Source organism: Leptospiraceae bacterium (assembly GCA_016708435.1).
GTDB lineage: Bacteria > Spirochaetota > Leptospiria > Leptospirales > Leptospiraceae > UBA2033.
Genome location: JADJFV010000001.1, coordinates 905,328 through 929,344, shown reverse-complemented (window position 1 = coordinate 929,344; position 24,017 = coordinate 905,328). Strand labels below are relative to the sequence as shown.

At 33.4% G+C, this 24,017-nt stretch carries 17 protein-coding genes and 1 pseudogene; 10 read left to right on the top strand and 8 right to left on the bottom strand.

What is annotated here, in order from left to right; translation table 11 throughout:
* Positions 1 to 16 precede the first annotated feature (16 nt).
* Positions 17 to 481, bottom strand: a pseudogene (locus tag IPH52_04450) (outer membrane beta-barrel protein).
* Positions 450 to 1,106, bottom strand: coding sequence for an outer membrane beta-barrel protein (locus IPH52_04445; GenBank protein MBK7054293.1), 657 nt, complete (start codon positions 1,104 to 1,106; stop codon positions 450 to 452). Before IPH52_04445 ends, IPH52_04450 begins: the two are co-directional and overlap by 32 nt.
* 230 nt (positions 1,107 to 1,336) lie before the next feature.
* Here IPH52_04445 and IPH52_04440 point away from each other — a divergent pair, with 230 nt between their 5' ends.
* The 4 genes from IPH52_04440 to IPH52_04425 all read left to right on the top strand — a co-directional run bounded on the left by IPH52_04440 (position 1,337) and on the right by IPH52_04425 (position 3,716).
* Positions 1,337 to 1,957 (top strand): Crp/Fnr family transcriptional regulator, encoded by a 621-nt coding sequence (locus IPH52_04440; protein ID MBK7054292.1) that lies wholly within the window; start codon positions 1,337 to 1,339, stop codon positions 1,955 to 1,957.
* A gap of 113 nt (positions 1,958 to 2,070) precedes the next feature.
* A complete protein-coding gene (gene nhaA, locus IPH52_04435; protein ID MBK7054291.1) occupies positions 2,071 to 3,207 on the top strand; it encodes a Na+/H+ antiporter NhaA in 1,137 nt (378 codons plus the stop codon).
* A complete protein-coding gene (locus tag IPH52_04430; protein ID MBK7054290.1) occupies positions 3,207 to 3,356 on the top strand; it encodes a hypothetical protein in 150 nt (49 codons plus the stop codon). Before nhaA ends, IPH52_04430 begins: the two co-directional genes overlap by 1 nt.
* Before the next feature lie 213 nt (positions 3,357 to 3,569).
* Positions 3,570 to 3,716, top strand: coding sequence for a hypothetical protein (locus tag IPH52_04425; protein ID MBK7054289.1), 147 nt, complete (start codon positions 3,570 to 3,572; stop codon positions 3,714 to 3,716).
* A gap of 21 nt (positions 3,717 to 3,737) precedes the next feature.
* Here the strand turns inward: IPH52_04425 and IPH52_04420 are convergent, their stop codons facing one another.
* On the bottom strand, positions 3,738 to 3,890 hold the full coding sequence (locus IPH52_04420; GenBank protein MBK7054288.1) for a hypothetical protein: 153 nt from the start codon (positions 3,888 to 3,890) through the stop codon (positions 3,738 to 3,740).
* Between the two features lie 224 nt (positions 3,891 to 4,114).
* Between IPH52_04420 and IPH52_04415 the strand changes: the two genes are divergently transcribed.
* The 5 genes from IPH52_04415 (at position 4,115) to IPH52_04395 (ending at position 14,319) form a co-directional block, all read left to right on the top strand.
* Positions 4,115 to 5,785, top strand: a complete 1,671-nt coding sequence (locus IPH52_04415; protein ID MBK7054287.1) for a cation:proton antiporter — start codon at positions 4,115 to 4,117, stop codon at positions 5,783 to 5,785.
* Between the two features lie 444 nt (positions 5,786 to 6,229).
* Complete coding sequence (locus tag IPH52_04410; protein MBK7054286.1) at positions 6,230 to 8,008, top strand: glycoside hydrolase family 15 protein; 1,779 nt, start codon at positions 6,230 to 6,232, stop codon at positions 8,006 to 8,008.
* A gap of 10 nt (positions 8,009 to 8,018) precedes the next feature.
* A complete protein-coding gene (locus IPH52_04405) occupies positions 8,019 to 11,180 on the top strand; it encodes an efflux RND transporter permease subunit (GenBank protein ID MBK7054285.1) in 3,162 nt (1,053 codons plus the stop codon).
* A 52-nt stretch (positions 11,181 to 11,232) separates the two neighbouring features.
* Positions 11,233 to 13,482, top strand: a complete 2,250-nt coding sequence (locus tag IPH52_04400; protein MBK7054284.1) for a bifunctional alpha,alpha-trehalose-phosphate synthase (UDP-forming)/trehalose-phosphatase — start codon at positions 11,233 to 11,235, stop codon at positions 13,480 to 13,482.
* A complete protein-coding gene (locus IPH52_04395; GenBank protein MBK7054283.1) occupies positions 13,483 to 14,319 on the top strand; it encodes a diguanylate cyclase in 837 nt (278 codons plus the stop codon).
* 46 nt (positions 14,320 to 14,365) lie between these two features.
* On the opposite strand, the gene IPH52_04390 is transcribed toward IPH52_04395, so the two are convergent.
* The 3 genes from IPH52_04390 to IPH52_04380 form a co-directional block, all read right to left on the bottom strand.
* Positions 14,366 to 14,548 (bottom strand): hypothetical protein, encoded by a 183-nt coding sequence (locus IPH52_04390; protein MBK7054282.1) that lies wholly within the window; start codon positions 14,546 to 14,548, stop codon positions 14,366 to 14,368.
* Positions 14,549 to 15,003: 455 nt separating this feature from the next.
* Entirely contained in the window at positions 15,004 to 16,899 is a 1,896-nt protein-coding gene (locus IPH52_04385) for an Ig-like domain-containing protein (GenBank protein MBK7054281.1), read from the bottom strand.
* The gene (locus IPH52_04380; protein ID MBK7054280.1) at positions 16,896 to 17,831 is read right to left on the bottom strand and encodes an OmpA family protein; all 936 of its coding nucleotides are present in this window, start codon (positions 17,829 to 17,831) and stop codon (positions 16,896 to 16,898) included. Before IPH52_04380 ends, IPH52_04385 begins: the two co-directional genes overlap by 4 nt.
* 690 nt (positions 17,832 to 18,521) lie before the next feature.
* Between IPH52_04380 and IPH52_04375 the strand changes: the two genes are divergently transcribed.
* Positions 18,522 to 19,157, top strand: a complete 636-nt coding sequence (locus tag IPH52_04375) for a RelA/SpoT domain-containing protein (GenBank protein MBK7054279.1) — start codon at positions 18,522 to 18,524, stop codon at positions 19,155 to 19,157.
* Between the two features lie 62 nt (positions 19,158 to 19,219).
* Here the strand turns inward: IPH52_04375 and IPH52_04370 are convergent, their stop codons facing one another.
* Both IPH52_04370 and IPH52_04365 read right to left on the bottom strand, forming a co-directional pair.
* Entirely contained in the window at positions 19,220 to 21,385 is a 2,166-nt protein-coding gene (locus IPH52_04370; GenBank protein MBK7054278.1) for a sulfatase, read from the bottom strand.
* Between the two features lie 107 nt (positions 21,386 to 21,492).
* Complete coding sequence (locus IPH52_04365; protein MBK7054277.1) at positions 21,493 to 23,973, bottom strand: transglycosylase domain-containing protein; 2,481 nt, start codon at positions 23,971 to 23,973, stop codon at positions 21,493 to 21,495.
* Positions 23,974 to 24,017 lie beyond the last annotated feature (44 nt).

Below are 24,017 nucleotides of genomic sequence, written 5' to 3'. Positions count from 1 at the left end.
TATATATTCAAAAGAATTAGATTCTTAAACTTAATGATACTACCACTAGTCTATCTATTCTTGTTTTTCCACCAACCGTTTCAAAGATTGGATCCAATGATTTCAATAATTTTATCTCACTTCTAATCATTAGGACTGGATCATAATGGTAATCAAGATTCACCGAAGCCCCGGAAACTTGAAATCCATTTGGTGTTGAGGTTGAAACAGCAATTTGCTTCGAATCTAAAAATCTTTCTATTCGAAAGGTCGCATAAATTTGGTTTACTACTTTCCATCTAAATAAGAATGCATAGCCATACCATTGCTGAAATGCTCTTTTTGACTCTGGTTTTTTCTGATGACCAACATCCACCGATTGCGCAAATTGTATTTTTTCATTCAAATCATAGTATGCTATCAAATTATTAAAATATCTTATCAAATATGGATTGTCATTTGGTTGCTCATTACCAGCGAAGTTTGAATACGTAAGTCGAAAGTTTTTTTAAAATCCTATATTCTAGAAATCCTCCCACCGCCTTATCAGTATTAGTCTCAACTAGGTTTCCCCATCCATTCATAATATGGAAATGAATACTAATCTTCGCATTTAATTCGTAGCTTAGTTTTATTCCTGCTTGTTGGTATGGACTAAAATCAGCTACCATAGATCGGGTGTAACTCCAATTTTCTCTGGAGATAAAATTACCAAAACCTATATGGGAAAAATATATTCCTGCATCCAACCATAATTTAGGGGCTAATTTAAAACCAATGAATCCTTCTTGCATATTACGAACTGAAAATTGGTTGGCTATCTTACTTTCAGTGGATTCCCCCAGATAATTTGCCGTAACAGATGTTCCATAGTGAACTGCACCTCTTCCTCTAATTTTCTCTGAATTTAAATTAACATCTAAATATAGAAGATTAATGTTGAATGCATTGTTTCGTGCGGCTGATGTAGTGTATGCTCTATCTTGAGATGGCGGTTTTTCTAAATCGTAGGCATAATAAGTATCAATAAAACTCCCAAATTTTATTTGTTCTACTATGCTCTGAGAAAATGTTGACCTTGTAAAATTTAGAAAGTATAAAATTAACAGAAATAATATTTTTTTCATTATGAAATTTAGTCTAACTTAAACATGATAATAAAATTTGCAAATACTATTCGTATTAGGTAAACATTGAAATATATTTGAATTCTAAAATATTAACTCATTATCCTTTTCTAATATTCTTATTGAAGTTTTATTTTCCAAAATTTTGCCTTTTTACGCAATGTCAGTTTTAAAAAATGTATTAAATACAAGAACTTAGCTCTCAGAAATTTTTTTAAAAGGAATTAAAAATGGAAGCAAATGAACTATTAAATAAATTTGTATCAACTTTTTCAAAGGACTCTATTATATTTAGAGAAGGCGAATTAGCCACGCATATATATTTTGTAAAGACAGGTAGAGTATTATTACTTAAACGCATTAACGGTACGGAAAGGATTGTAGGAATTATAAATTCAGGAGAAATTTTCGGGGAACTTGCACTCTTAGATAATTCTATCCGCATTTCTACTGCTAAAGCATTAGAAGATTCTGATATAATTAAGCTCGACCCGAAAATTGTAATAGAACTTAGTTCTCATAATTCTGAATTTATGATGAACATATTTAAAGGCTTGGCAAAAAGACTTGTAAGTCTTTCCGATTTTCTAATGGATAATTTGGAGTTAGGCGACTTAGAGTTTAAAGTTATTTCACGTATAGTGCAATATGTTCAAATTAAATTTACAATAGAAAAATATATTGTTATAAATATGATTGAACTTATAGAATTTCTTAGTGGGCAATTTTCTATTCCCGAAGAAAAGGTCTCACTTCTTCTAAATAGGTTAAGCCAAAAAAATCTCCTCAGTATTGATAATGAAAATGTGACTATTTTAGATTTAAAACTTTTACTGGGATATTCCAATTAATTTGGAAAAAACGATCGGAAAGATAGATTACATTCCCTTTATCAACTTATGGACCCGGTGTGATAAAAATGAACTATTTCTTAAATAAATTGAAAGTAAATATGGAGTAAAAAATGAAAATAACTAAATTATTTAATGATTTTTTTGAGAGCGAAAAAGCAGGAGGGTTAATACTAATTATCTGCACAATTCTATCACTAATTTTTGCAAATTCCGGACTTGGAGAAATCTATACCCATATCTGGCATTTTAAAGTTATTGGATTAAGTTTAGAACATTGGATTAATGATGGGCTAATGGCTATATTCTTCTTACTTATAGGCTTAGAGTTAGAAAGAGAAGTCTACCAGGGAGAACTGTCAAACATAAAGGATGCACTTCTTCCGATTTTTGGAGCAATTGGAGGAATCATACTGCCCGCAAGTATTTACTTATATTTTAACTTCCAAACTCCAACGCAATCTGGTGCCGGAATTCCAATGGCTACTGATATAGCATTTGCACTTGGAATTCTTTCTCTTTTGGGAAACCGTGTTCCAGTCTCTTTAAAAATATTTTTAACAGCACTCGCAGTCATAGATGATCTGGGTGCTATTATCATTATAGCAATTTTCTATACTAAAACACTGTATTGGACTTACTTACTCTTAGCCCTTGGAATATTTATCATTCTAATTGTATTAAATAGACTCAAAGTAAAAAGTTTGATTCCTTATTTAATTGGTGGAGTGGCTATGTGGTATTTTATGCTGCATTCAGGAGTTCATGCTACAATCACTGGCGTATTACTTGCATTTGCAATTCCATTTGGTAAGGGAGATGAAGAGTCTACTTCCTATTATCTGCAACATTTCTTACATAAACCAGTTGCTTTTATTATTCTACCAATCTTTGCTTTAGCGAATACCGCAATTGTTTTAAGTTCTGATATCGGACAATTATTCACTCAAAATTATAGTTTAGGAATATTTCTTGGTTTAATTTTAGGGAAACCAATTGGAATTTTTCTTTTTACATTTTTAGCCGTAAGCATTGGATTATGTAAACTTCCAGAAGATTTAAACTGGAAATATATTCTTGGAGTCGGATTTTTAGGTGGAATTGGATTTACCATGTCTATTTTTATTACCCTACTAGCCTTTGAAGATTTAAAAATCATAAACAACGCTAAATTCATCATTTTGATTTCATCCCTCTTAGCTGGATCAATCGGTTTTATATCTTTAAAGCTTTCACTTCGGAGAGAATAATGAATTACCAAGCACTTATCATCCGATCCGCACTTATTTTAAAATTGCTTCGATATTATAACATCAGTGGAATTATAGTAGCGGTTATTACTAATTTGCCGGAATTTAATAAAAACACTTTATTAAATTTCTGGAAGATTTACTTTTAATTAAACTGAAATCCAAATTGTGTCAGGATTGAATTATAAGATTTCATTGTCCGTATTATCAAATCAATGGCTTTGATAATTTTGGATTTATCAAACATTTTTCTAAAATTTAACTTTGACTGAATTAGAATCTAAAGGAATTTCTCTATTATTCACTTTGTTCAGATTAATTTTACAATTGAAAAATACATCGAATTAAGTCTAGTTGAGCTATTGGATTTTCTCTCTGGTTATTTTTCCATTTCGGAAGAAAAAATTATTTTAGTCTTAGAGCGAATCCAAGAAAAAAATCTATTAACTATCGACGGAGAAAAAATAGCCATTTTAGATTTGAATTTATTATTAAGCTATACAAAATAGGATGATTATGAATATTAATATTTATCGAATACAGCGCGTATGTTTGCCCTTATCCGCTCTCGCTGGAATAGCACGACCGGTAAAAATCCCAAAGACATAGATATTTGAATTAGGCAACTCTTCTTTAGTCCAGTAATAAGCCCCATCTTTTTTCCAAGATTTCGTTATACCCAATTTTCTAGCTGCTTTAAATTATTTTTTCGTCCGAAGCCTCAATTTATGCAATTACATGCATAACAAATAGTTTCAAGAAGGAAACAGGCAAAGATTTGTTCTCTATTCAATATTTTAATGAATAATTTAAAGCTTATCTAGAAAATAAAAGTAAATGGAGAATCAATTTTCTCTAAAAAAGCTTTCTGCTTGCGTTTTAAAAGAGAAATATATTTGTATTTAGTATGGGATTAGCAGGAGACATCGTAATAATAATATTAGCCGGACTTATAACTGGCTTTATTGCGCATAAATTAAATCTTCCATTAATTTTAGGTTATATTGTAGCCGGAATTATAATTGGACCAAATACAAATGGCATTACAGTTTCTAATCTAGTAGAAATCGAATTGCTTGCCGAAATCGGAGTGGCTTTACTTTTGTTTTCGATTGGTTTGGATATTTCCTTTCAAGAAATCGTCGAAGTTAGAATGATCGCCTTGGTTGGAACTCCTATACAGATCGCCCTTTGCATTTTTTACGGTTATTGGATTGGTAAGATATTAGGATACAATTGGACTAGTTCAATTGTATTAGGAGGTATTATATCTTTATCAAGTACAATGGTAGTAATGAAAACTCTTATGAGCAGGAATTTAATGGGGACGTTATCCGCAAGAGTAATGCTTGGAATATTAATTGTGCAAGACTTAGCTGCCGTGCCCATGATGATCATGGTTCCGCAATTGGAACATCTAACGGAAAGCTTTTCTCTTTTGGGAATGATTATCGTTAAAGTGATTCTGTTACTCGTGGGGATTCTTGTATTTGGAATTAAAATCATACCAGCAATTCTAGGAAAAGTGGCAAGACTTCATTCAAGAGAATTATTTATATTATCCGTCATGGCACTCGGATTAGGCATAGGTTTTTTAACGTATGCACTCGGTCTCTCTTTTGCATTAGGTGCATTCATTACTGGGATTGTGCTTAGCGAATCGGAATATAGTCATAAGGCTATGAATGATCTTGTTCCACTTAGGGATATATTTGGGCTTATTTTTTTTACCTCTATCGGAATGCTTTTTGATCCTAACTTTTTATTAGCGAATTGGAAAATTATTTTTATAATAGTTTCACTTGTTCTTTTAGGAAAGTTCTTAATCTTTGCGGTCATATCAAGAGCCTTTGGATACTTTAATATAGTTCCACTTGCCGTTGGTCTGGGTCTTGCGCAAATAGGAGAATTTTCATTTGTATTAGCAAAGCTCGGTTTAAATGAAGGTATACTTTCAAAGGAAATTTTTTCAGTAATTCTTTCTACCTCTGTTTTAACTATGTTTGTTTCTCCCTTTCTCTTAATTTTGACTACACCATTCTACAAAATTAAACTAAAATTCGTAAAATCTAAGAGCATTCAACTTGTAAATATTCAGGAGGAAAGACTAACCGATCATATTATAATTGCAGGAGGAGGTCGAATCGGAATAAATATTGGATACTTTCTGCAACAACTTGAATATAAATTTGTATTTATAGAAAATAATTATAAGCGATTTGAAAAATTAAAAACAAAAGGATTTCCGGCCATATTTGGAGATTCAAGCCAAGAGTCGGCTATGCATGCGGCTAACATTACAATGGCAAAGCTTTTAATTATAACAGTTCCATCACTTTCTGTAACGAAAGAAATGATACAAAGTATAAAAAACATATCTCTTAAATTAAAAATTATAGCTAGAAGTAATACTTTGGAGGAAGTCGAGGAAATTAATAAATTAGAAGTATTTGATGTGGTTCAACCAGAATTTGAGGCAAGTCTCGAAATACTGAGACTATCTTCTTTGCATTTAGGTTTCTCAGCAAATACAATTCGAAATTATTTTGATGCAGAAAGAAGCAAGCACCAAGCATGAAGACATTCTTAGTTGCAGGTGTTTTTGTAGATTTGTTTTGCCAACAAGAGATACACTCAATTACTTTGATTGAATTTCAAACTCTTCTCATAAATCAACCCCATTCTAATCTCACAAATTGAAAGTTTAAAAAAAAATTGATGACTCTTTGATCATAAAAAGGGATAATTTTTTCGCTGTAACCGGTGGTAATCTTTGAATGTTATCTAGTGGATAACAAATGTTTTCCGTTAATACTACAACTGTATTGCCAGTTTCAATAAAAATAAATTGATAATATTCAGCTTGACTCATTATTAAGTTGTAGAAAAAATTAGAATATAAACGAGGAATTGACAATTATTGCGGATAATCAATATTATTCAATTACAGTAATATAATTTGGAGAAATAGAAATACAATTCAATTTTAAGAAAAATTAAAGAGATATACACAGGAGTAAAAATGCATAAATACAATCTTGGGATAGTCGGTAACTGTTCTTTTCTTGCCTACATTGACATAGAAACCAATGTTCAATGGATGTGTATGCCTAGATTCGACAGTAGTTTTGTTTTCGGAAGCTTACTCGATTCAAAGAAAGGAGGTAGTTTTAAAGTTTTGCCTGCGGATAATGTCGATATTACTTACCAACAATCTTATATAGAAAATACAAATATTTTAACAACAGAAGTTCATTCAACAAAAAGTAAATTCAAAGTCACCGATTTTGCTCCGCGCTTTAGTCAATATGATAGATATTTTAGACCTCAAATGCTGATTCGAAAAATTGAAGTTCTGGACGGAAATCCAGAGATCAAAGTTATCTGCAATCCAGTTTACGAGTATGGAAATGCGAAACCTACTTTATTACAGGGCAGTAACCATATCCAATACAATAACCTGGGAAGTCCAATGAGGCTAACAACAAATATCCCATTAGGATATATTTTATCGGAAAGCTCTTTTATACTAACGGAACCGAAGTATTTAATATTCTCCTATGGCGTTCCTCTCGAGGCTGCAATTGAAAGAACCTGCGAAGAATTTTTAGAAAAGACCCGTATTTATTGGACAAAATGGGTAAAAACAACTTACGTTCCTAGTCTTTATCAAGATGTTATTATTCGTTCAGCCCTTACGTTAAAATTACATCAATTCGAAGATACAGGAGGAATTATAGCTTCAGGAACAACGAGTTTACCCGAATACAATGAAAGTTCTCGAAATTGGGATTATAGATATTGTTGGATGAGAGACTCCTATTATACGTTAAGAGCTTTTAATAGCATGGGACATTTTGAGGAGCTAGAAAAATACTTTCGGTATATAGAGAATATCCTCTACAAAGAAACAGACCGTGTACAACCACTCTACTCTATAATAGGAGAAAAGAAAATTTTAGAAATAGAATTACCTCTAGAAGGATACTTAGGAATTAACAAACCGGTTCGCGTGGGTAATGATGCTTATACCCATATTCAAAATGATGTATATGGACAAGTTTTAGCAAGTATGCTTCCCCTTTATATTGATAAACGCTTATCACATCTAAATGATATCAATTTGGATTTAATTTATAAACTAGTTCATTTAATATCCAAAACGATTGACGAGCCAGATGCAGGTCTTTGGGAATTTAGAAATAAAAGCCAGATGCACTGTTATACTTTTCTTTTCCAATGGGTTGGAGCAAAGGCGGCAAGCAAAATTGCAATTCATTTTAAAGACCCAGACTTATTACAATTAGCCAAGCAATTAGAAGAAAAAGCTGCTGCAAAAATTGAAGCTTGCTACAACCCGAATATAAAAGCATACACACAGGCTATTGGAAATGACCACTTAGATGCAAGTTGTTTACAGCTTATCACAATGAATTATCTAGATCCAAAATCAGAAAAAGCAAGACTGCATGTGAAAGCAATTGAAGAAAAACTTGTCACAAAAGATGGCTTAGTATATCGTTATATACATGAGGATGATTTCGGTAAGCCGCAATCTACATTTCTAATTTGTTCTTTCTGGTATGTGGAGGCTCTTGCTTGCATCGGGCGATTGGAAGAAGCTCAAGTTATTTTTGAAAGACTTCTAAAAAAAGCTCCGAACCATGTAAATTTATTAAGCGAAGATATTGAAGAAGATGGAAGTCAATGGGGAAATTTTCCGCAGACTTATAGTCATGTGGGTCTCATAAACGCTGCCTATCGTATTGCAAGAAAATTAGATATACCTATTTTTTTCTGAGGGAGTTCTTATGATTGAGAAACTTATTGAATTTTCGATTAAGAAAAAATTTCTAATTCTAACTCTAGGATTTCTAATATCAATTCTTGGAGTTTACGCATCATCAAAACTATCCGTGGATGCAGTTCCCGATGTAACTAACGTTCAAGTATCCGCTGTGACAGTCTCACCCGGACTTTCTCCTTTACTTGTAGAGCAATTGATTACAAATCCAATTGAGCTAGCGTTAATGGGAATTCCCGGAGCTACAGAGATTCGTTCCATATCTAGAACAGGCGTTAGCAGTGTGACTGTGATATTCGAAGACAGTGTCAATATTTGGTTTGCCAGACAGTTGGTAAACGAAAGACTAAAAGTTGCTGAAAAAGAAATACCATCAGAATACGGTTTACCAGAGTTAGCCCCTGTTGCAACGGCACTGGGGGACATTTATGAATTTGTATTAACTTCCGATAGACATTCTCCTATGGAACTTAGAACTTTTATTGATTGGGAATTATCAAAAAAAATAAAATCTGTTCCGGGTGTAATTGAAGTAAATACGATAGGTGGCGAAGCAAAAGAGTTTCAGATAATAATAGATCCACGAAATTTGGTTACGCATAATTTAACTTTATCTAAAATTTATGAAAAAATAAAAAGTGCCAATACAAATACAGGCGGCGGTTATATTATAAAGGGAAAGGAACAATTTGTTATTCGAGGTGAAGGTCAGTTTGAAGGAATAGATGAAATTTCCCGTGTAGCAGTTCGAACCGCTGAGGATGGAACCCCATTACTTCTTGGACAAATTGCGAAAGTAAAAATAGGTGCAGCATTACGTTTTGGGATTGCTAGTAAAAATCAGAAAGAAGTGGTAGGGGCAACTATTATTATGCTACTAGGCGAAAATTCGAGAGAAGTAGTAGATCGAGTCAAAATTAAAATTTCGGAAATCGAAATGACGCTCCCACCGGGTATGAAAATAGAACCTTTTTATGATAGATCGGAATTTATTAACCGAGCTTTATCTACAATTTTTACAAACCTTACCGAAGGAGCACTTCTTGTATTAATAACCTTAATTATTACTCTAGGAACATTCAAAGGCGGAGCGATAGTTGCCATGGCAATACCTGTCTCTATGTTAATCGCTGTAATATTTATGAAACAGTTAGATGTGGTAGGAAATTTAATGAGTCTAGGTGCCTTAGATTTTGGATTACTAGTCGATGGCTCCGTTGTTATGTTAGAATCTGTAATGGCAGGATTTGTAACAAAAAAGTATTTATTCGAAAAGCCGATGAATAAATATGAAATTGCCGAATTAACAGAAAATATTATTTTAGAAAATTGTAGTAGAGTTGGTCGGGCAGCAGCATTTTCAGTAGCAATTATTATGCTTGTCTATCTACCTTTAATGGCATTAGAAGGAGTCGAAGGACGTATGATTCGTCCAATGGCGATTACAGTTGCTTTGGCGCTCGGAGCAGCCCTCTTATTTTCTATTACAATTTTCCCCGCAAGCCTTGCTGTTGCATTTCAACAACCTATTTTTCATAAGAGTAAACATTGGGTATTTATAGAAGATAAATATAAAATTATTTTAAATTGGGGATTTGCGCAGAAGAAAAAAATTATATTATTTTCTATTTCACTTGTAATGTTTTCCCTACTCATTTCCACAACGTTAGGTTCTGAATTTATTCCTCGCATCGATGAAGGAGAGTTTGATATGGATGTGAAAAGACTACCTTCAACATCAATCAATTATTCGAGAGATTTAAATTTTGAAATAGAAAAAATACTCTCAGAATTTCCCGAAATTAAAAGCGTTGTCTCACGTGTTGGACGTGGTGAAAGTGCGGCAGATCCTCTCGGAACAGATGAGACTAGTGTGATGATAAAATTACACGATAAGAGTAAATGGAAAACTGCGGATAATCGCGAGGATTTAATGACTATCATCAAAGAAAAAGTTTTATCCACTATTCCTTCTAGTTATATTAGTATGTCTCAGCCAATAGAAAATAGAGTTAACGCCTTATTAGCCGGTTCCAAAGCAGATATTGTAGTTAAAGTATATGGAGATGATCTCCATAAGTTAAAAAAGATTGGAGATGAAATTTCAGACATTATGAAAGATGTCCCAGGAACTGGGGATATTCGAGTTCAAAGAATTTTAGGACTTCCTGTTCTTCGAATCAATGCGAATTATGATTTGATGGCAAGATATGGAGTCTCTGCTTCAGAAATTTTACGAACTGTTGAAATGCTTCGGGTCGGCACGAATGCAGGAAAAATTTTTGAAGGAATGAAACGATTTGATCTTGTTCTTCGTTTGGATTTGGCAGTAGTAAATGATATTCGCGAAATAAATAATATTCCTATCATGACAGCATCTGGAAAAACAATACCACTCGGTCAGGTTGCGGATATTGAGATGATAGAGTCCGCAGCATCCATTCAAAGGGAAGGATTAAAAAGACGATTGTTTGTCGAAGTAAATATTCGAGGACGCGATCTCGTTGGATATATTAAAGAAGCTCAAGATAAGACAAAGAATCTAATAAAAAATTTGCCAGCAGGCTATGAAGTAAAATGGGGAGGTCAGTTTGAAAATTTTACAAGAGCAAAGAATCGGTTAATACTCGTTGTCCCCATAGCACTTGCCATTATTTTTGGAATGCTAATTTTAGCTTTTGGAAATATTTTTTATGCAGTAGGTGTTTTTATGGTAGTGCCCCTCGCTGCATCCGGTGGAATTTTAAGTTTAATAATGCGAGGTCTCCCATTTAGTATACCTGCAGGAGTTGGATTCATTGCAGTTAGCGGCATATCAGTATTAAACGGTGTGGTCTATGCTTCAACTTTGCAAAGTAAATTAAAAGAAGGAATTGAATTGTCGAAAGCGGTACGCATTGCTGCTTTAGAATCCCTTCGACCGATATTAACAACCGAATTAATTGCTGCAATTGGGTTTATTCCAATGGCGATTTCAAATATGGCTGGAGCTGAAGTTCAGAGACCTCTTGCAACAGTCGTCATTGGAGGAGTAATGGTGGCAACTATTCTATCATCTATACTGCTTCCAATTACCATGGAGTATCTTCTCAACAAAGCAGAAGAAAGAGAGAAGAGGAAACGTATTAAATTTGAAAAAAATAAAGAGAATCGTATTCAATTACTCTAAAAGTAGAGAATTATATGAATAATAAATACAAATATTATAAAAGGAAATTGTAATGAGTGAAAGCTATAAAAGACTAATCATTGCCGCCTATCGCATTCCATTTAAGATAGAAACTACGAATGGAGAGACGAGGTTAATACAAAATTCTGGCGGACTTGTATCCGCGATCCTTTCTCTTTCAAGCAAAATGAAAGAAACAGGGATAATGAAGAAGGATAATAAAATACTTTGGTTTGGTTACTCGGATACTTTTTTTGAGGATAATAGCTCAGAGAATTTATCTGACGATTCCTTTGAAGTATATCCTGTACAAATTAATCCCGATATAAATGATCCCTATTATGGCGGGTTTTGTAATAGTACGATCTGGCCTTTATTTCACTATTACCCTTACCTTACAAAATTCGAAAATCATTACTACGAGGCTTATTTACAGGCGAATGAATTATTCTATGAGCAATTAAAAAAAGTGATTCAACCAGGGGACTTAGTCTGGGTACATGATTATCAGCTTATGAAGTTACCCACTCTTATCCGCAATGATTTTCCCGATATTTCTATTGGTTTTTTTCTACATATACCTTTTCCTACATATGAGGTATTTCGAATCCTTCCTAAAGATTGGAAAAATGAAATTCTCAATGGACTCTTGGGAGCTGATTTGATTGGGTTTCATACAAGTGATTATACGAATTATTTTCTTCAATGTGTCGAACGTGAGTTAGGATATAAAACTAAAAACTTACAGATATTTGCAGGAAATAGACTAGTGAAGGCAGAAAACTTTCCGATTGGAATTGATTATGATAGGTTTCACGATATGTATGATAATTCTTCCGTAATGCAAAAAAGAACTACTTTATTAAATGAATCTAATGGCAAGAAAATTCTATTTTCTGTGGATAGACTTGATTATTCGAAAGGATTAGTGCATCGACTAAATGGGTTCGAACAATTTCTACTCGATCATCCTGAATGGGAAGGAAAAATCATTTTTTACATGGTAGTTGTTCCTTCTAGAGATTCTATTCTTCAATACCAAGCTTTAAAACATGAATTGGAAGAAACCATTGGTCGGATAAATGGAAAATACGGAGACTTTAACTGGCGCCCGATAATTTATTTATATCGTTCCCTAAGCTTCACGGAGCTAATAGCATGTTATACGGCAGCGGATATTGCATTGATTACTCCAATTCGCGATGGAATGAATTTAGTGGCAAAGGAATTTGTAGCTAGCAGAAAAGATAATAAGGGCGTCTTAATATTAAGCGAAAAAGCTGGAGCAGCTACAGAACTAAATGGAGCCTTGCTTATTAATGCGTTCGATAAAGTGGCAACTGCAAAAGCAATTCTTCAGGCGATTGAAATGCCAGTGTCAGAACAATATGACCGAATGAAATTAATGCAATATAGAGTTAAAACATACAATGTTTTTCGATGGGCAGACGAATTTTTAGATCAATTAAGGGAAGTTAAGGAAATACAGAAAAAAGTGAATACTAATATGTTAACAAAAAAACACTTAGCAAATATTCTTGAAAAATATAATAATGCAAAAAAAAGACTCATACTCTTAGACTATGATGGCACATTAGTGGATATTCAAGATAATCCGTCAAAAGTTATTCCGAGTATTGAAGCATTAAATATAATCAAAAAATTAGCGGAGGATAAGAACAATACTATTGTCATTATAACTGGACGGGAGCAGGAGTATATTTCAAGATGGTTTGGCGATATGGACGTCTCTATTTATGCAGAACATGGATCTTTTTTTAAGGAGCCCAAATCAAAAGAATGGATGTCCTTCTTCAATGATGACCAAACTTGGAAAAAAGAAATTCAACCGATATTAGAAGTCTATGTAGAAAAAGCAAACGGATCTTTTTTAGAAGAAAAAGTTTCTTCTCTTGCCTGGCATTATCGAAACGTAGACTTAGATTATGGATTTGCCGTTATGCGTGAATTATTAGACTCCTTGAAAAATAGAATTACCCCTGAAATGAATATACATGTTCTGGATGGTAAAAAGGTTATTGAAATTAAACAAAATGGGTGTGATAAAGGTAGCGCTTGCAAAAGGATGATCTCATCCAATGATTTTGATTTTATTATTTCTATCGGAGATGATATTACTGATGAAGATATGTTTAACTCTCTACCGCCTGACGCTTTTTCGTTCAAAGTTGGATATGGCTTAACTCATGCCAAAATGAATCTTCAAAGTCCTGCCGACGTTATAAGGCTATTACAAAACCTGAATTCGAATGAATCTAAATATAGATGGCAAATTCTTTAAATGAAATATTCGAATAGAGGTATTCCTTCTTTTTTAAAAATATTACTCTTTATGCTATGCTTATTTGTTATGCTTGGAATTTTTTATATTGATATTAAATTTTTACCAAATGAAATAACCTTACTTTTACCTTACGTACTATTAGTTTCTGTAGTCACATTTTATGTAGGAAATAAAACAGGATTTATTTTTGCTTGGATTGCTATTTTTTTCTGGATAGCATCTTCCTCAAATTTTCTTAAAAATTTATCTTACATTCTTTATTTCAACGCAATTATAAAATCCATTTTCATCTTTCTTCAATACATTCTAATAGTCTTCCTCAAAAAAAAATATCAAGAAGTAGAGTCCCTCTCTTTTGTAGATGAATTAACAGGACTCAGAAACCGAAGGGGTTTTAATATTTTTGCAGATTATGAATTAAATAGTATAAAACGAAGAAAGGAATCTATTTCACTTCTATTCATAGACATCGATAATTTCAAAAAAATCAATGATACAATGGGACATGGAGAAGGAGATAAAGTTCTTAAAGAAGTGGGTAACGTTTTTCGAAATATCCTTCGTAAGGGTGATATAGCTGCCAGATTTGGCGGCGACGAATTTTGCATCTTATTGTCAAATGTTGATAAGAATGGAACCCAAATAATATCTGAGCGAATCATAAGAAGATTTCATGATTCTTGCATTGAGGCTAAATGGCCAACTACCTTAAGCATTGGAATATTAAACACAGACAAAGAAAGTAACTTAGAAGACTTAATAAAAAAAGGAGATGCGCTCATGTATAGGGCAAAGATGAACGGAAAAAATGGAATTGAATATGAAGAAATTTAAGAATCAAAGTAGTTAAATATGGATATTATTTAATGCAACGCACTCTTCAATATTTATTTTTCATATTATTCGAGATCGTTCCATTACTAATAAGAAATTCATAAGCGATAAACTCAGTATAGTTTTCGCCAAGCCAATAGACGACTCCTTCTTTTTCCCATACTCTGGTTAAACTAGCATTATGCGCAGCTATTATTTCAATTCTTTGCGCAATCTCATTCGAATGCAATTACATTTTTCTTTGGCTTCACGCCAATTCATGAAACCTTGATACCCACTCCTCTGTGCATCCATATCATTCATTTTTATATTTTGCTGCGAGTATAGTGTAAAGTATATTCCGAGATTTAGAAAGAATAATAATAAAATTTTCATAAGTTAACTTCCTATTTACCAAACCATTATTAATACTACTATTATCCACCCAAGGAAAAATTTCGACAACCAAAGGCGGTCAACCTATCAATAACTGGATATTACTTTTGGTTATTCAAATATACCAAATGACAAAAATAATTTCCTACAAGGATTTTATTTGAGTAGCATTTGGTATAGACCAAACACACCTTCTTAATTTTGAAATGAGACTTTTCTTTTTGGCGTTTGGTATAAATCAAACTTAACATTTAACCGACATTAGCCGGTTAAATGTTAATTCTTTTTTATTAATCCCCTTTTTGCATATCACTCTGAAATTATTCGAATGGAATGATTTCCCGTATCAGTTACATAAACTTTTCCATTAGTCGCAACCCATAAACCTCGTGGGCTATTAAACCTTGCCGACAATCTTGTGCCATTTACAAATCCACAATTGCCAGAAGTAACATCAGTAGTAGCTCCCGAAAATGTTGTAACATAGGCACTCGTTTTTGAGCTATCTAATACTAGTTTTCGAATTGAACAGTTACCTGTATCCGCTACATAAATTGCATTCAACCCATCAATAGCAATATCTGACGGATTATTGAAAGTTGCCTCTGAACCTTTTCCATTTGTATAGCCTGCCGAACCACTGCCTGCGATGGTAGTAACTACTCCAGCAGATGTAATCATTCTAATGCTATGATTTCCAGAATCTGCAACAAAAATATTTCCAACATAATCAATAGCAATTCCCTTTGGATTGTTAAATCTAGCTGCAGTAGTTAATCCATTGACAAATCCAGAAGTTCCCAATCCTCCTGAGGGTGATGCGCCAGCAAAGCAGGATGTATTCGGAACAGAATTAGAACTTCCAGTGGAAGCGTTAGTCGATCTTCGGATACAATGATTACCCGTATCTACGACATATTGATTTCCAGAAAGAAAATCTACTGCAAAGCCTTCTGGATTTCTATATCTCTGTGCTGTTGTGCTTGTTGAAATAACAAAACCAGCAGCATTGGTATTAGTTCCAAAATTATTAGTAACAGCATTGCCAACAGTCATTCTTCTTATACTATTGTTGCCGCTATCAGAAATAAAAAAAGTATCTCCTGCGATTCTAAAGATTCCCTTTGGAGAATTAAATCTGGCCGCAACTCCAGTAGCAGCTGTGTAACCTAACGTTGATCCTGCCGCAGTTGAAACTGTCCCAGATGAGAGACTAACGGTTCTTATCCGATGATTCCCTGTATCCGTAATATATAAAAAAGTTTCGGCAACATTCATTACTAAATGTTGAGGGCTACTAAAACTTGCACTAGCTCCAGTAGCATCCGTATTACCCGATGAACCACTGCCTGCAAGCGTTATTACACTCCCTGAATCTGGCTCCGAATTGAATGTAGTGAAACTCCAACTATAATCATCAGAAAGTGATTTTCCATTTTTTCCTGTAACAGATTTACTAATTTTTACAGTATAGGTTTTATTTATTTTTAAAAGCCCATAAGGTATTATAAAAAAGGAATCCACTGAATCATATTCAATCTTGAAGGTTAATTGATTTGTTGACTCATATAGGCTAACAGAGGAACTGCTTACAGTAGCAGTATCTACTTCTGATGAAAATTTTACATAGATTCTTGGATCAGTGCTAATATTTGATTGTGAATTCGAAGGCGTATTAGATTCAATTTTAAAAACTAATTCCGATTCTAATGTAGTGAAACTCCAACTAAAATCATCAGAAAGTGATGTTCCATTTTTTCCGGTAACAGATTTATTTATTTTTACTGTATAAGCTGTCTTTGTTTTTAAAGGTTCATTTGGCTTTATAGAAAATGAATTTGCTGAATCAAATTCAATTTTGAAGCTTATTTGATTTGTTGACTCAAATAGACTAACGGATGAGGTGTTTACGGTAATAGTATCTACTTCCGATGAAAATTTTACATAGATTTTCGGATCGGTGCTAACACTCGATTGTGAATTCGAAGGCGTATTAAATTCAATTCTAAAATCTAAATCAGGCTGAGACACCGAAGTATATGTATCTTGGTTCGTTATGGAATTCGCTGCCAGCAAACTTAGCAATAATGCCTGGCTAGTTTTTTCATTATTGTCGGTACTAGTTCCTGTAAGACCAGCTATACTGCCACAATGAATCAAGGATAAGCTAAAAGACAAGAAAAGGATAATTGATTGTAATTTCATTTTACTCCTCCATTCACAAAGTAGATATCAACGCGTCTAGTTACTTCTACTACTTTGGATTCTTCTGTTTGTTTTCTTTCTCCTGCTCCTGAGATTAGAATTCTTTGAGGGCTAATTCCCTCTGCTACTAATAAATTTTTAACTTCAAGCGCACGTTTCCATGATAGGTTTAGATTTGATTTAAAATTTCCTGAGGTATCAGCAGATCCGATTATTAGAATTTTTGACCAAGGTTTGTTAAATACTGTTTTTAATTTTTGAAGTTTACCCAGTTCATTTTTAGTAACTAAAGCAGATCCAGTTTTAAATAAAAGAAAATGATGCGTCACTTCCGTTGAAGTTTGCTCAGAATTTTTCAGAATTGAATTACCGATATTAGCCTCAAAAGAAGGAATTTTACTCTCGCCTCTTTGTGCAATATCTTGAGATGGTGGATTCATCCAACCAACCGTAGTCTCAATTCCAGAAATTTTACCTTTTAAAAAAGAAATTTCTTTTTCAAGTTCTTCAATTTTTGAACTAAATTCTGTATCCATTAAGTCTGATTTTTCTTCAGAAAATCTAGAATCTGGAGATTCAGTTTCTCTTGCAATTGGTCGGCAGGTTTTTATTAATAAAGTTTTTCGACTTATGGAAAAAAAAAGACCTGTAAAAAAAGACAAAATTTTATCCCCAACGGTAGCATTTTGCTCTATCGAATACGTGTAATCCGGTGATGGAAATAATTCTCGAACATTCACATTGTTTATTGGATAGGATCCATAAAACCCATACCAAAGTTTAATTTCATAAGTATCCGCACAAGATACATCTTTTTGTTCTATGATGACTTCTTTATTTGGAAATGGATTGTAAATATCAATTTGCTTAGTAGTTCCGCAAAATTGGAGAAGTCCTAAAAATAAGATAATGATCACCTTACGGTAAATCATTGTTAATCTTAATTTGAAGCAAAATGTCATTAGATTCAAATTTGTGAATGTTTTAATTTGTATTTTTTTTTGGATAAAAAATAAGTATATTCTTGTATAATAAGTATTCATTGTAATTCTCCAGTGCAATAATTGAATATGATTTTTCAATTATATATGTCATAAAATGAGATTGAGTTTTAGATTATAATTCCATTGCAAATTAGCAGATGGAGGGAGGAGGAAGGTCTGAATATATAAATAGTTTTTTAATTTGGCTAAAGATAATGAAAACTTCGAAAGTTATAATGTATAGAATATTATCTGTGTGACAAATATTTAATATTGGGTCCAGAAATAATTCATATTTCTCTAAAGTATTTAATTTTTTTGAAACTTGTTCTTGTAAAATTATAAATATAGCATTCGATTTTTGTGTATAATTATTTAGAATTCTATCTATTCTAGCAGCATGAATATAATATGGAATAATGAGTAAACATATAAATATTGCCCATTTATAAGGAATTTTTAATCGACTCTTCATATTATTTTTATTCACATTTTTTATGACTCTTTATTTCGACCTAATATAATTTTATTTTTTTGTTCTGTCAATAAATAAAATTATAAAAACAAAAAAGGATTTTTGCCGCAAATAGAAAATAAATAATGTTTTGAAGTCCATCAGACATCCTGTGATATGTATATATGGAAGAACAAATCTTGAATCGAATTATTACTTTTTACAAAGAGAAGCAAGGAGTATATGAAGAATACTGCAATGCAATGAAGAATTTATTGGTTCATCTTTTAAATAATAACGGATACAAATACCAGATTTCTCATCGAGTAAAATCAATAGATAGTCTGGAAAAGAAAATTCGAAAGAAAAGCAAAGAAGGAATAGAGATAAACCAACTTGAGGATATTAATGATTTGGCAGGAGTTAGGATTGTATTCTACTTAGAAAGTGATAAAAATAAATTTGTATCTGATTTATATAGGGAGCTTACTCCTAAAAAATTGAAATTAAAAGAGCGTCATATAGAAAAAGGTTATCGCTCAACACATGTAATTGCCGCGCTTGGGCAAAAAAGGCTAATTCTTGGAGAATATAAAAAATTCAAAGGATTAAAATGCGAGATTCAATTAACTTCTGCACTATATCATGCATGGTCAGAAATTGAACACGATATTTTTTACAAACCCTGTTTTCAAGAAAAGGAATACCGCGCAGATATTATTAAATTAAAAAAAGAATTGGAAAATGTCATGACAGAGTATATTCAAAAAGCTTCTGATATTTTTGAATATATTTCTAAGAAAGTGAATGAAAGGAAATAACTACCTGATCAAAAGTTTCAATAATAAAGTAAAGTGAATTTCCGTTACTCTTTTTTATGTAATTACTCCTTATTAACCGCCGGAGGAATAATATAATCACCGATAATGTTTGCACCTTCTTTCTCTTCGGCTAGTTTATAAAGCTCTGCTTTCATTTGCTCAACAATATAGGGATTTGAATCAGCGATATTGACTTTATTGAGTGGATCGGAAATTCTATCGTAGAGTTCATACAGAACGCCATCCCGAGTAGGAATGTAGATAAATTTGTAGCGGCTATTCACCATTGACCTGTGCTTGGCAAATGCGATAGTCTCCCTATAATGAGGATCGGTAATCATTATCTGATAATCTTCTTCTGGAACGATTTGATGCATCTTTAAAATACTCGGATACATGATACGTTGGGATTGAAAAAAATGCTCTCCGATATCAGAAAACCAAATTCCTGTTTCCGAATAAACCGATCTCTCATCAACCCAGTTTTCCTTTCCTAAAATTGGAATTAAAGATTTGCCGGGAAAATTCTTATTAGCCTCAATTTGGTAAAATTCTAAAAGAGTTGGAACAATATCTATAGAGCTAGTAACCCCTTTAAATACATGACTTTCTCGCTCTTTGAAAAAAGTATGCGGGAACTTAATGATGAGCGGAACCTGTGTAATGAATGGTCCTCGCAAATGCTCTCCATGTCCATGACCGTGGATGTCTTCATAAAGAGATTCCCCATGATCACCAGTGATAATGATTAAAGTTTTTTCATATAGTGAATTCTTCTTGAGGTAACGCACGATTTTCCCAAAGCTCTCATCGAATGAATAAATAGATGAATCAAATACAGCTTTGATTTGCTCAATGTCTTTTTCATCTGGCTTTGAATCAGAAGTTGGATCAACGAATTTAAAGTATTTGTATTTTCCATAATAGTTTGGATCGGTAAATTTTTTATATTCAGGATACGGAGGGGAATAAGGAAAATGCGTTACTGATAGAAATACATTTAGAAAAAAAGGATTTGATTTCTCTTTTCGAATAAAAGAGTAAATGTCGGGTAATAGCCTGTCGCCGTCACCTAGATTTGAAAATCCATTTACTTCTTCAAAGTATTCACCGCCTCGCAAAAAAGAACCAGTAAGAATGGGAAGTATGAAAACTTGAAATTCCAAACTCTTTTGGGTCACTAGGATCTTTGCATTAAAATTGGGAGTATGCACTTCTTCAAATCCAAAATCAGCGCGAGTAAATATATCTCCCGCAAAATTAGAATATACCGCCGTCTTGTATTTTTTCTTTTGCAGATAATGCCCAATAGTCGGAAACTCTGCACTACCTAGATTTTTCTTTTCTTCTGGAGCTGGAAACATATCCCGAATTTTGTGTGACATACTATATTCACCAGAAAGTAAATCAGCCCAACTAGGAAAGGTTCTAGGAACAGTTACATGATGATCTTCAAAAACAAAAGCTTCCTCTTTGAACTTGTCAATATTAGGAGTAATGCTTTCCCCATTTACTTTGGCTCCGATTCTATCTGCTCGCAAGCTATCAGCTGATACTATGAGTAAATTATAGTCTTTAGAATGCTCAGTCGTTGGAATATGGAAAAAGAATTTGTAAAAATAAAAAAATCCAACAATACCAAATAAAGAAAACAAAACAGGAAGCAGAGTAAAACGATTTACCTTAGAGTCCATTTGACGAATAATTTGATACGCGAGGAAAATTGGGATTATCCCATAGATAAAACTAATGATATGAAAAAATAAAATCAATACTAAAAAGGAAAACAACAGAAGATAGCGAACATTTGCTTTGTATAAAAATCCTGCTAATAAAAAGGAAAGATAGGAGGCGATGTATCCAAGAAAGAAAAATTCAAAATACTTTGGATTAACATGATCGGTGAGAAAATACAATAACCATTGCAAATAAGTATGTCGAATATAAAAGAATTCTCCATACATTTGTGGATAATGGATAACGGAATGAAAGAAAAGGGCTAACGTAAACAGAAGAAATATTGTATATGTTGTATAACGTCTCTTTTTTGACTTAGGTGTTAATTTACTTTCTGGAAATATCGCATCGAACAAAAAATCAATTGTGATTTGTAAGACTCCATAGAATAAATAGTAAATCAAAAAGATTTTCAAATTCACTAATAAAATTAGATAAACAAAATCTCCATTCAGGATTGAATGAATTTCACTACTTAAATCAAAGCCCATTACGCGAAAGGAAGTATTTAAAAACAAACAAAGCAAATAGAGAAAAAGAGAAAAGCGAAATGCCCTTCCTGTGTTTTGAAAAATAGCTTTTAAAATAACCAAATTTTCTATTCCCCTTGTGGCTTTTTCAATTCAGGAGTAGGCATATTCTCCGGAACACTTGGCTCTATTTCAGGAAGCTTTTCTCTTGGTGTTTCAGGCTCTGGAACAATTTCTGATGACTGATCGGAATTATCATCGGGCTCATCATCAAAACTAGTTCCTTCCTCTATTGCAGGGTTAATTTTTTGAGTTTCGATTTTTACTTCTGCTGGAGGAGGCGTATTAGCCCCCGGCTCGGATCCTTTAAAATAATACTGAGAGTAAATGGGAAATTTACAATCAGGAGCGTCTTGTAAGAGAATGCCTAACTCTCCACAAATATCTACCTGCACAAAATCTCCCTCAAATGGTTTGATTAATTTTTCATCCGAACTAATTCTAGAACGCATAAAGTTCATATACCGCAACCACACCTGTCCACTGATTCCCGCACCTGATCCTGGAAACGGAGCACTTTGATCATTACCAACCCATACGGTAGTAACATTGCTTGGAAAAATTCCAGCAAACCATGAATCGCGAATTCCTTTGCGGTTACCCCATTTTGCCGCTGCTTTCTTTGGAGTTTGAACTGTTCCTGTTTTACCTGCGACAGGAATTTTATCCTTTTCTTTAACACGAATGGGTAACGTGCCTTCGCCGCTAAGCACAGATTCTAAAAGATTCATTGTCATTGCACAAGCAATAGGATCAAGGATTTGTTCACCGGCTTCTTCTGTATAGAGTTCGGGAGGAGTTCTGTCTATATCATCATCGTCAGTGATTTTTAAAATCTTCCTAGGTCGAACTTTCATTCCGCCGTTTGCGATTGTGCTATATACTATCGCCAATTCCATTGGACTGAGTTCACCTGATCCTAGCGCCAAAGATAGATTATTCCCAAATCTCTCTTTGAGTTCGGGAACTGGGATTGAGAGGATAAGAGACATTTTCTCCAGAAAGTAACGAACACCTACTTCTTGTAAAAGCTTTACGGCGATTGTATTTACCGATTGAGCCAATGCCTGTCTCGCTGTAATAAAACCCTTGTAAGAGCCATACCAATTTTTAGGAGTATAGCCACTAATGTCTATCTTTTCATCCTTTACAATAGACGAGGGGTTAATGATACGTTTCTCCAACGCAAGAGCAAAAACAATTCCTTTGATGGAAGAGCCCGGTTGCCTTTTAGATTCCTCCGCACGATTCAGCCTATATACTGATGAAATTTTATAAGCACCTACGAGAGCTTCCACATTTCCATTGTATGGATTGAGTGAGACTGCACTGCCATTCATGCTTTCGATAATTTCTGCTTCTCTCTTTGCTTCTTCCTCGTTTCCCTTTTTGATATAAGCTTGTTTTTCTTTATCTAAAGCTTTGCGAACATCTTCAATACCTTCGCGCAAAGATGTCTCTATTACACTTTGCTTTTCATAATCAAGGGTAGTATAAATATTGAGAGAAGTTTTTTCCAATTCATCATTGGAGAATTTTTCTAGAATATAACGACGAATACTCTCATTAAAGTCAGGCGCAAGATTCACTTTAAAATCACGGTCAAATCCAAATTTACCGATTTCACTTGTATATTTGACTTTATCCGCTACTTTCAATTCAACAATCTTATATGAATTTTTAAACTGACGAATATTTTCATCAATCTTCTTCCCAAAATTCTTTTCAATTAGTTTTTCATCTGAATGCAGTTGTGGATTCTTTGCCATATCATTTAGAATTCTTTTTTGGCGATCGAGTGCGATGGTTAAATTGCGAATAGGATTATAGACAGAGGGAGCGGGGATAATACCAACAAGAAGCGCTGACTCCGCTGGAGTTAATTTTGTTGCAGTCTTATTAAAATAATAACGACTTGCTTCTTCTAGTCCCGTATTTCCTTCTCCCAAAAAAATCTGATTCATATACATCGCGAGAATCGTTTCTTTATCATATTGGTTTTCAATATAATATGTGCAGAAGGCTTCCGTGATTTTATTGTAAATATTTCGCTCCCCTAAGTTGAGGGTAAGCTTGGATAGCTGCTGGGTGATTGTGCTACCACCTTGCAAGAGTCTAAACTTTGTTAGGTTCACAACTATCGCACGACCAATAGCGGCATAATTAATTCCACCATGCTTAAAAAAATCGCGATCTTCGGATGAAAGAAGAGCCCAGACTATATTTCCATGCTCTTTTAGATTATCCGTTCGAATTGGCTTGAAATTGCGTCGATTAAATTCACCAATGAGTTTGGAATTTTTATCATAAATCCGAATCGGCTTTGTCTTAACAGAATCGTAATAGTTGGATACCTCTGAGCGATATTTGTCTAGATTGGCTTTCACATTTGGCTTTTCTTTGATCCAAACGACATAAGCACTCAAACCTAGAATAAAGACAGAAATACTAATAACAAAACCCACTGCACGGAAGATTTTCCACTTAATTGAGTTTAAAAAAGAGAGTAAATTTAAAAATGAATAATATAGGATTCGCAAGACAGCCATTATTACCTAAAAATACCCTTCCTCTAAATCTTGGAATTCATTTT

Bases quoted from the DNA above. Each gene is read 5' to 3' on its own strand.
- IPH52_04370 (MBK7054278.1), bottom strand. From the start codon at position 21,385: ATGGGCTTTGATTTAAGTAGTGAAATTCATTCAATCCTGAATGGAGAT.
- IPH52_04400 (MBK7054284.1), top strand. From the start codon at position 11,233: ATGAGTGAAAGCTATAAAAGACTAATCATTGCCGCCTATCGCATTCCA.
- IPH52_04395 (MBK7054283.1), top strand. From the start codon at position 13,483: ATGAAATATTCGAATAGAGGTATTCCTTCTTTTTTAAAAATATTACTC.
- IPH52_04445 (MBK7054293.1), bottom strand. From the start codon at position 1,106: ATGAAAAAAATATTATTTCTGTTAATTTTATACTTTCTAAATTTTACA.
- IPH52_04410 (MBK7054286.1), top strand. From the start codon at position 6,230: ATGCATAAATACAATCTTGGGATAGTCGGTAACTGTTCTTTTCTTGCC.
- IPH52_04385 (MBK7054281.1), bottom strand. From the start codon at position 16,899: ATGAAATTACAATCAATTATCCTTTTCTTGTCTTTTAGCTTATCCTTG.
- IPH52_04405 (MBK7054285.1), top strand. From the start codon at position 8,019: ATGATTGAGAAACTTATTGAATTTTCGATTAAGAAAAAATTTCTAATT.
- IPH52_04365 (MBK7054277.1), bottom strand. From the start codon at position 23,973: ATGGCTGTCTTGCGAATCCTATATTATTCATTTTTAAATTTACTCTCT.
- nhaA (MBK7054291.1), top strand. From the start codon at position 2,071: ATGAAAATAACTAAATTATTTAATGATTTTTTTGAGAGCGAAAAAGCA.
- IPH52_04380 (MBK7054280.1), bottom strand. From the start codon at position 17,831: ATGATTTACCGTAAGGTGATCATTATCTTATTTTTAGGACTTCTCCAA.
- IPH52_04415 (MBK7054287.1), top strand. From the start codon at position 4,115: ATGGGATTAGCAGGAGACATCGTAATAATAATATTAGCCGGACTTATA.
- IPH52_04440 (MBK7054292.1), top strand. From the start codon at position 1,337: ATGGAAGCAAATGAACTATTAAATAAATTTGTATCAACTTTTTCAAAG.
- IPH52_04430 (MBK7054290.1), top strand. From the start codon at position 3,207: ATGAATTACCAAGCACTTATCATCCGATCCGCACTTATTTTAAAATTG.
- IPH52_04375 (MBK7054279.1), top strand. From the start codon at position 18,522: ATGGAAGAACAAATCTTGAATCGAATTATTACTTTTTACAAAGAGAAG.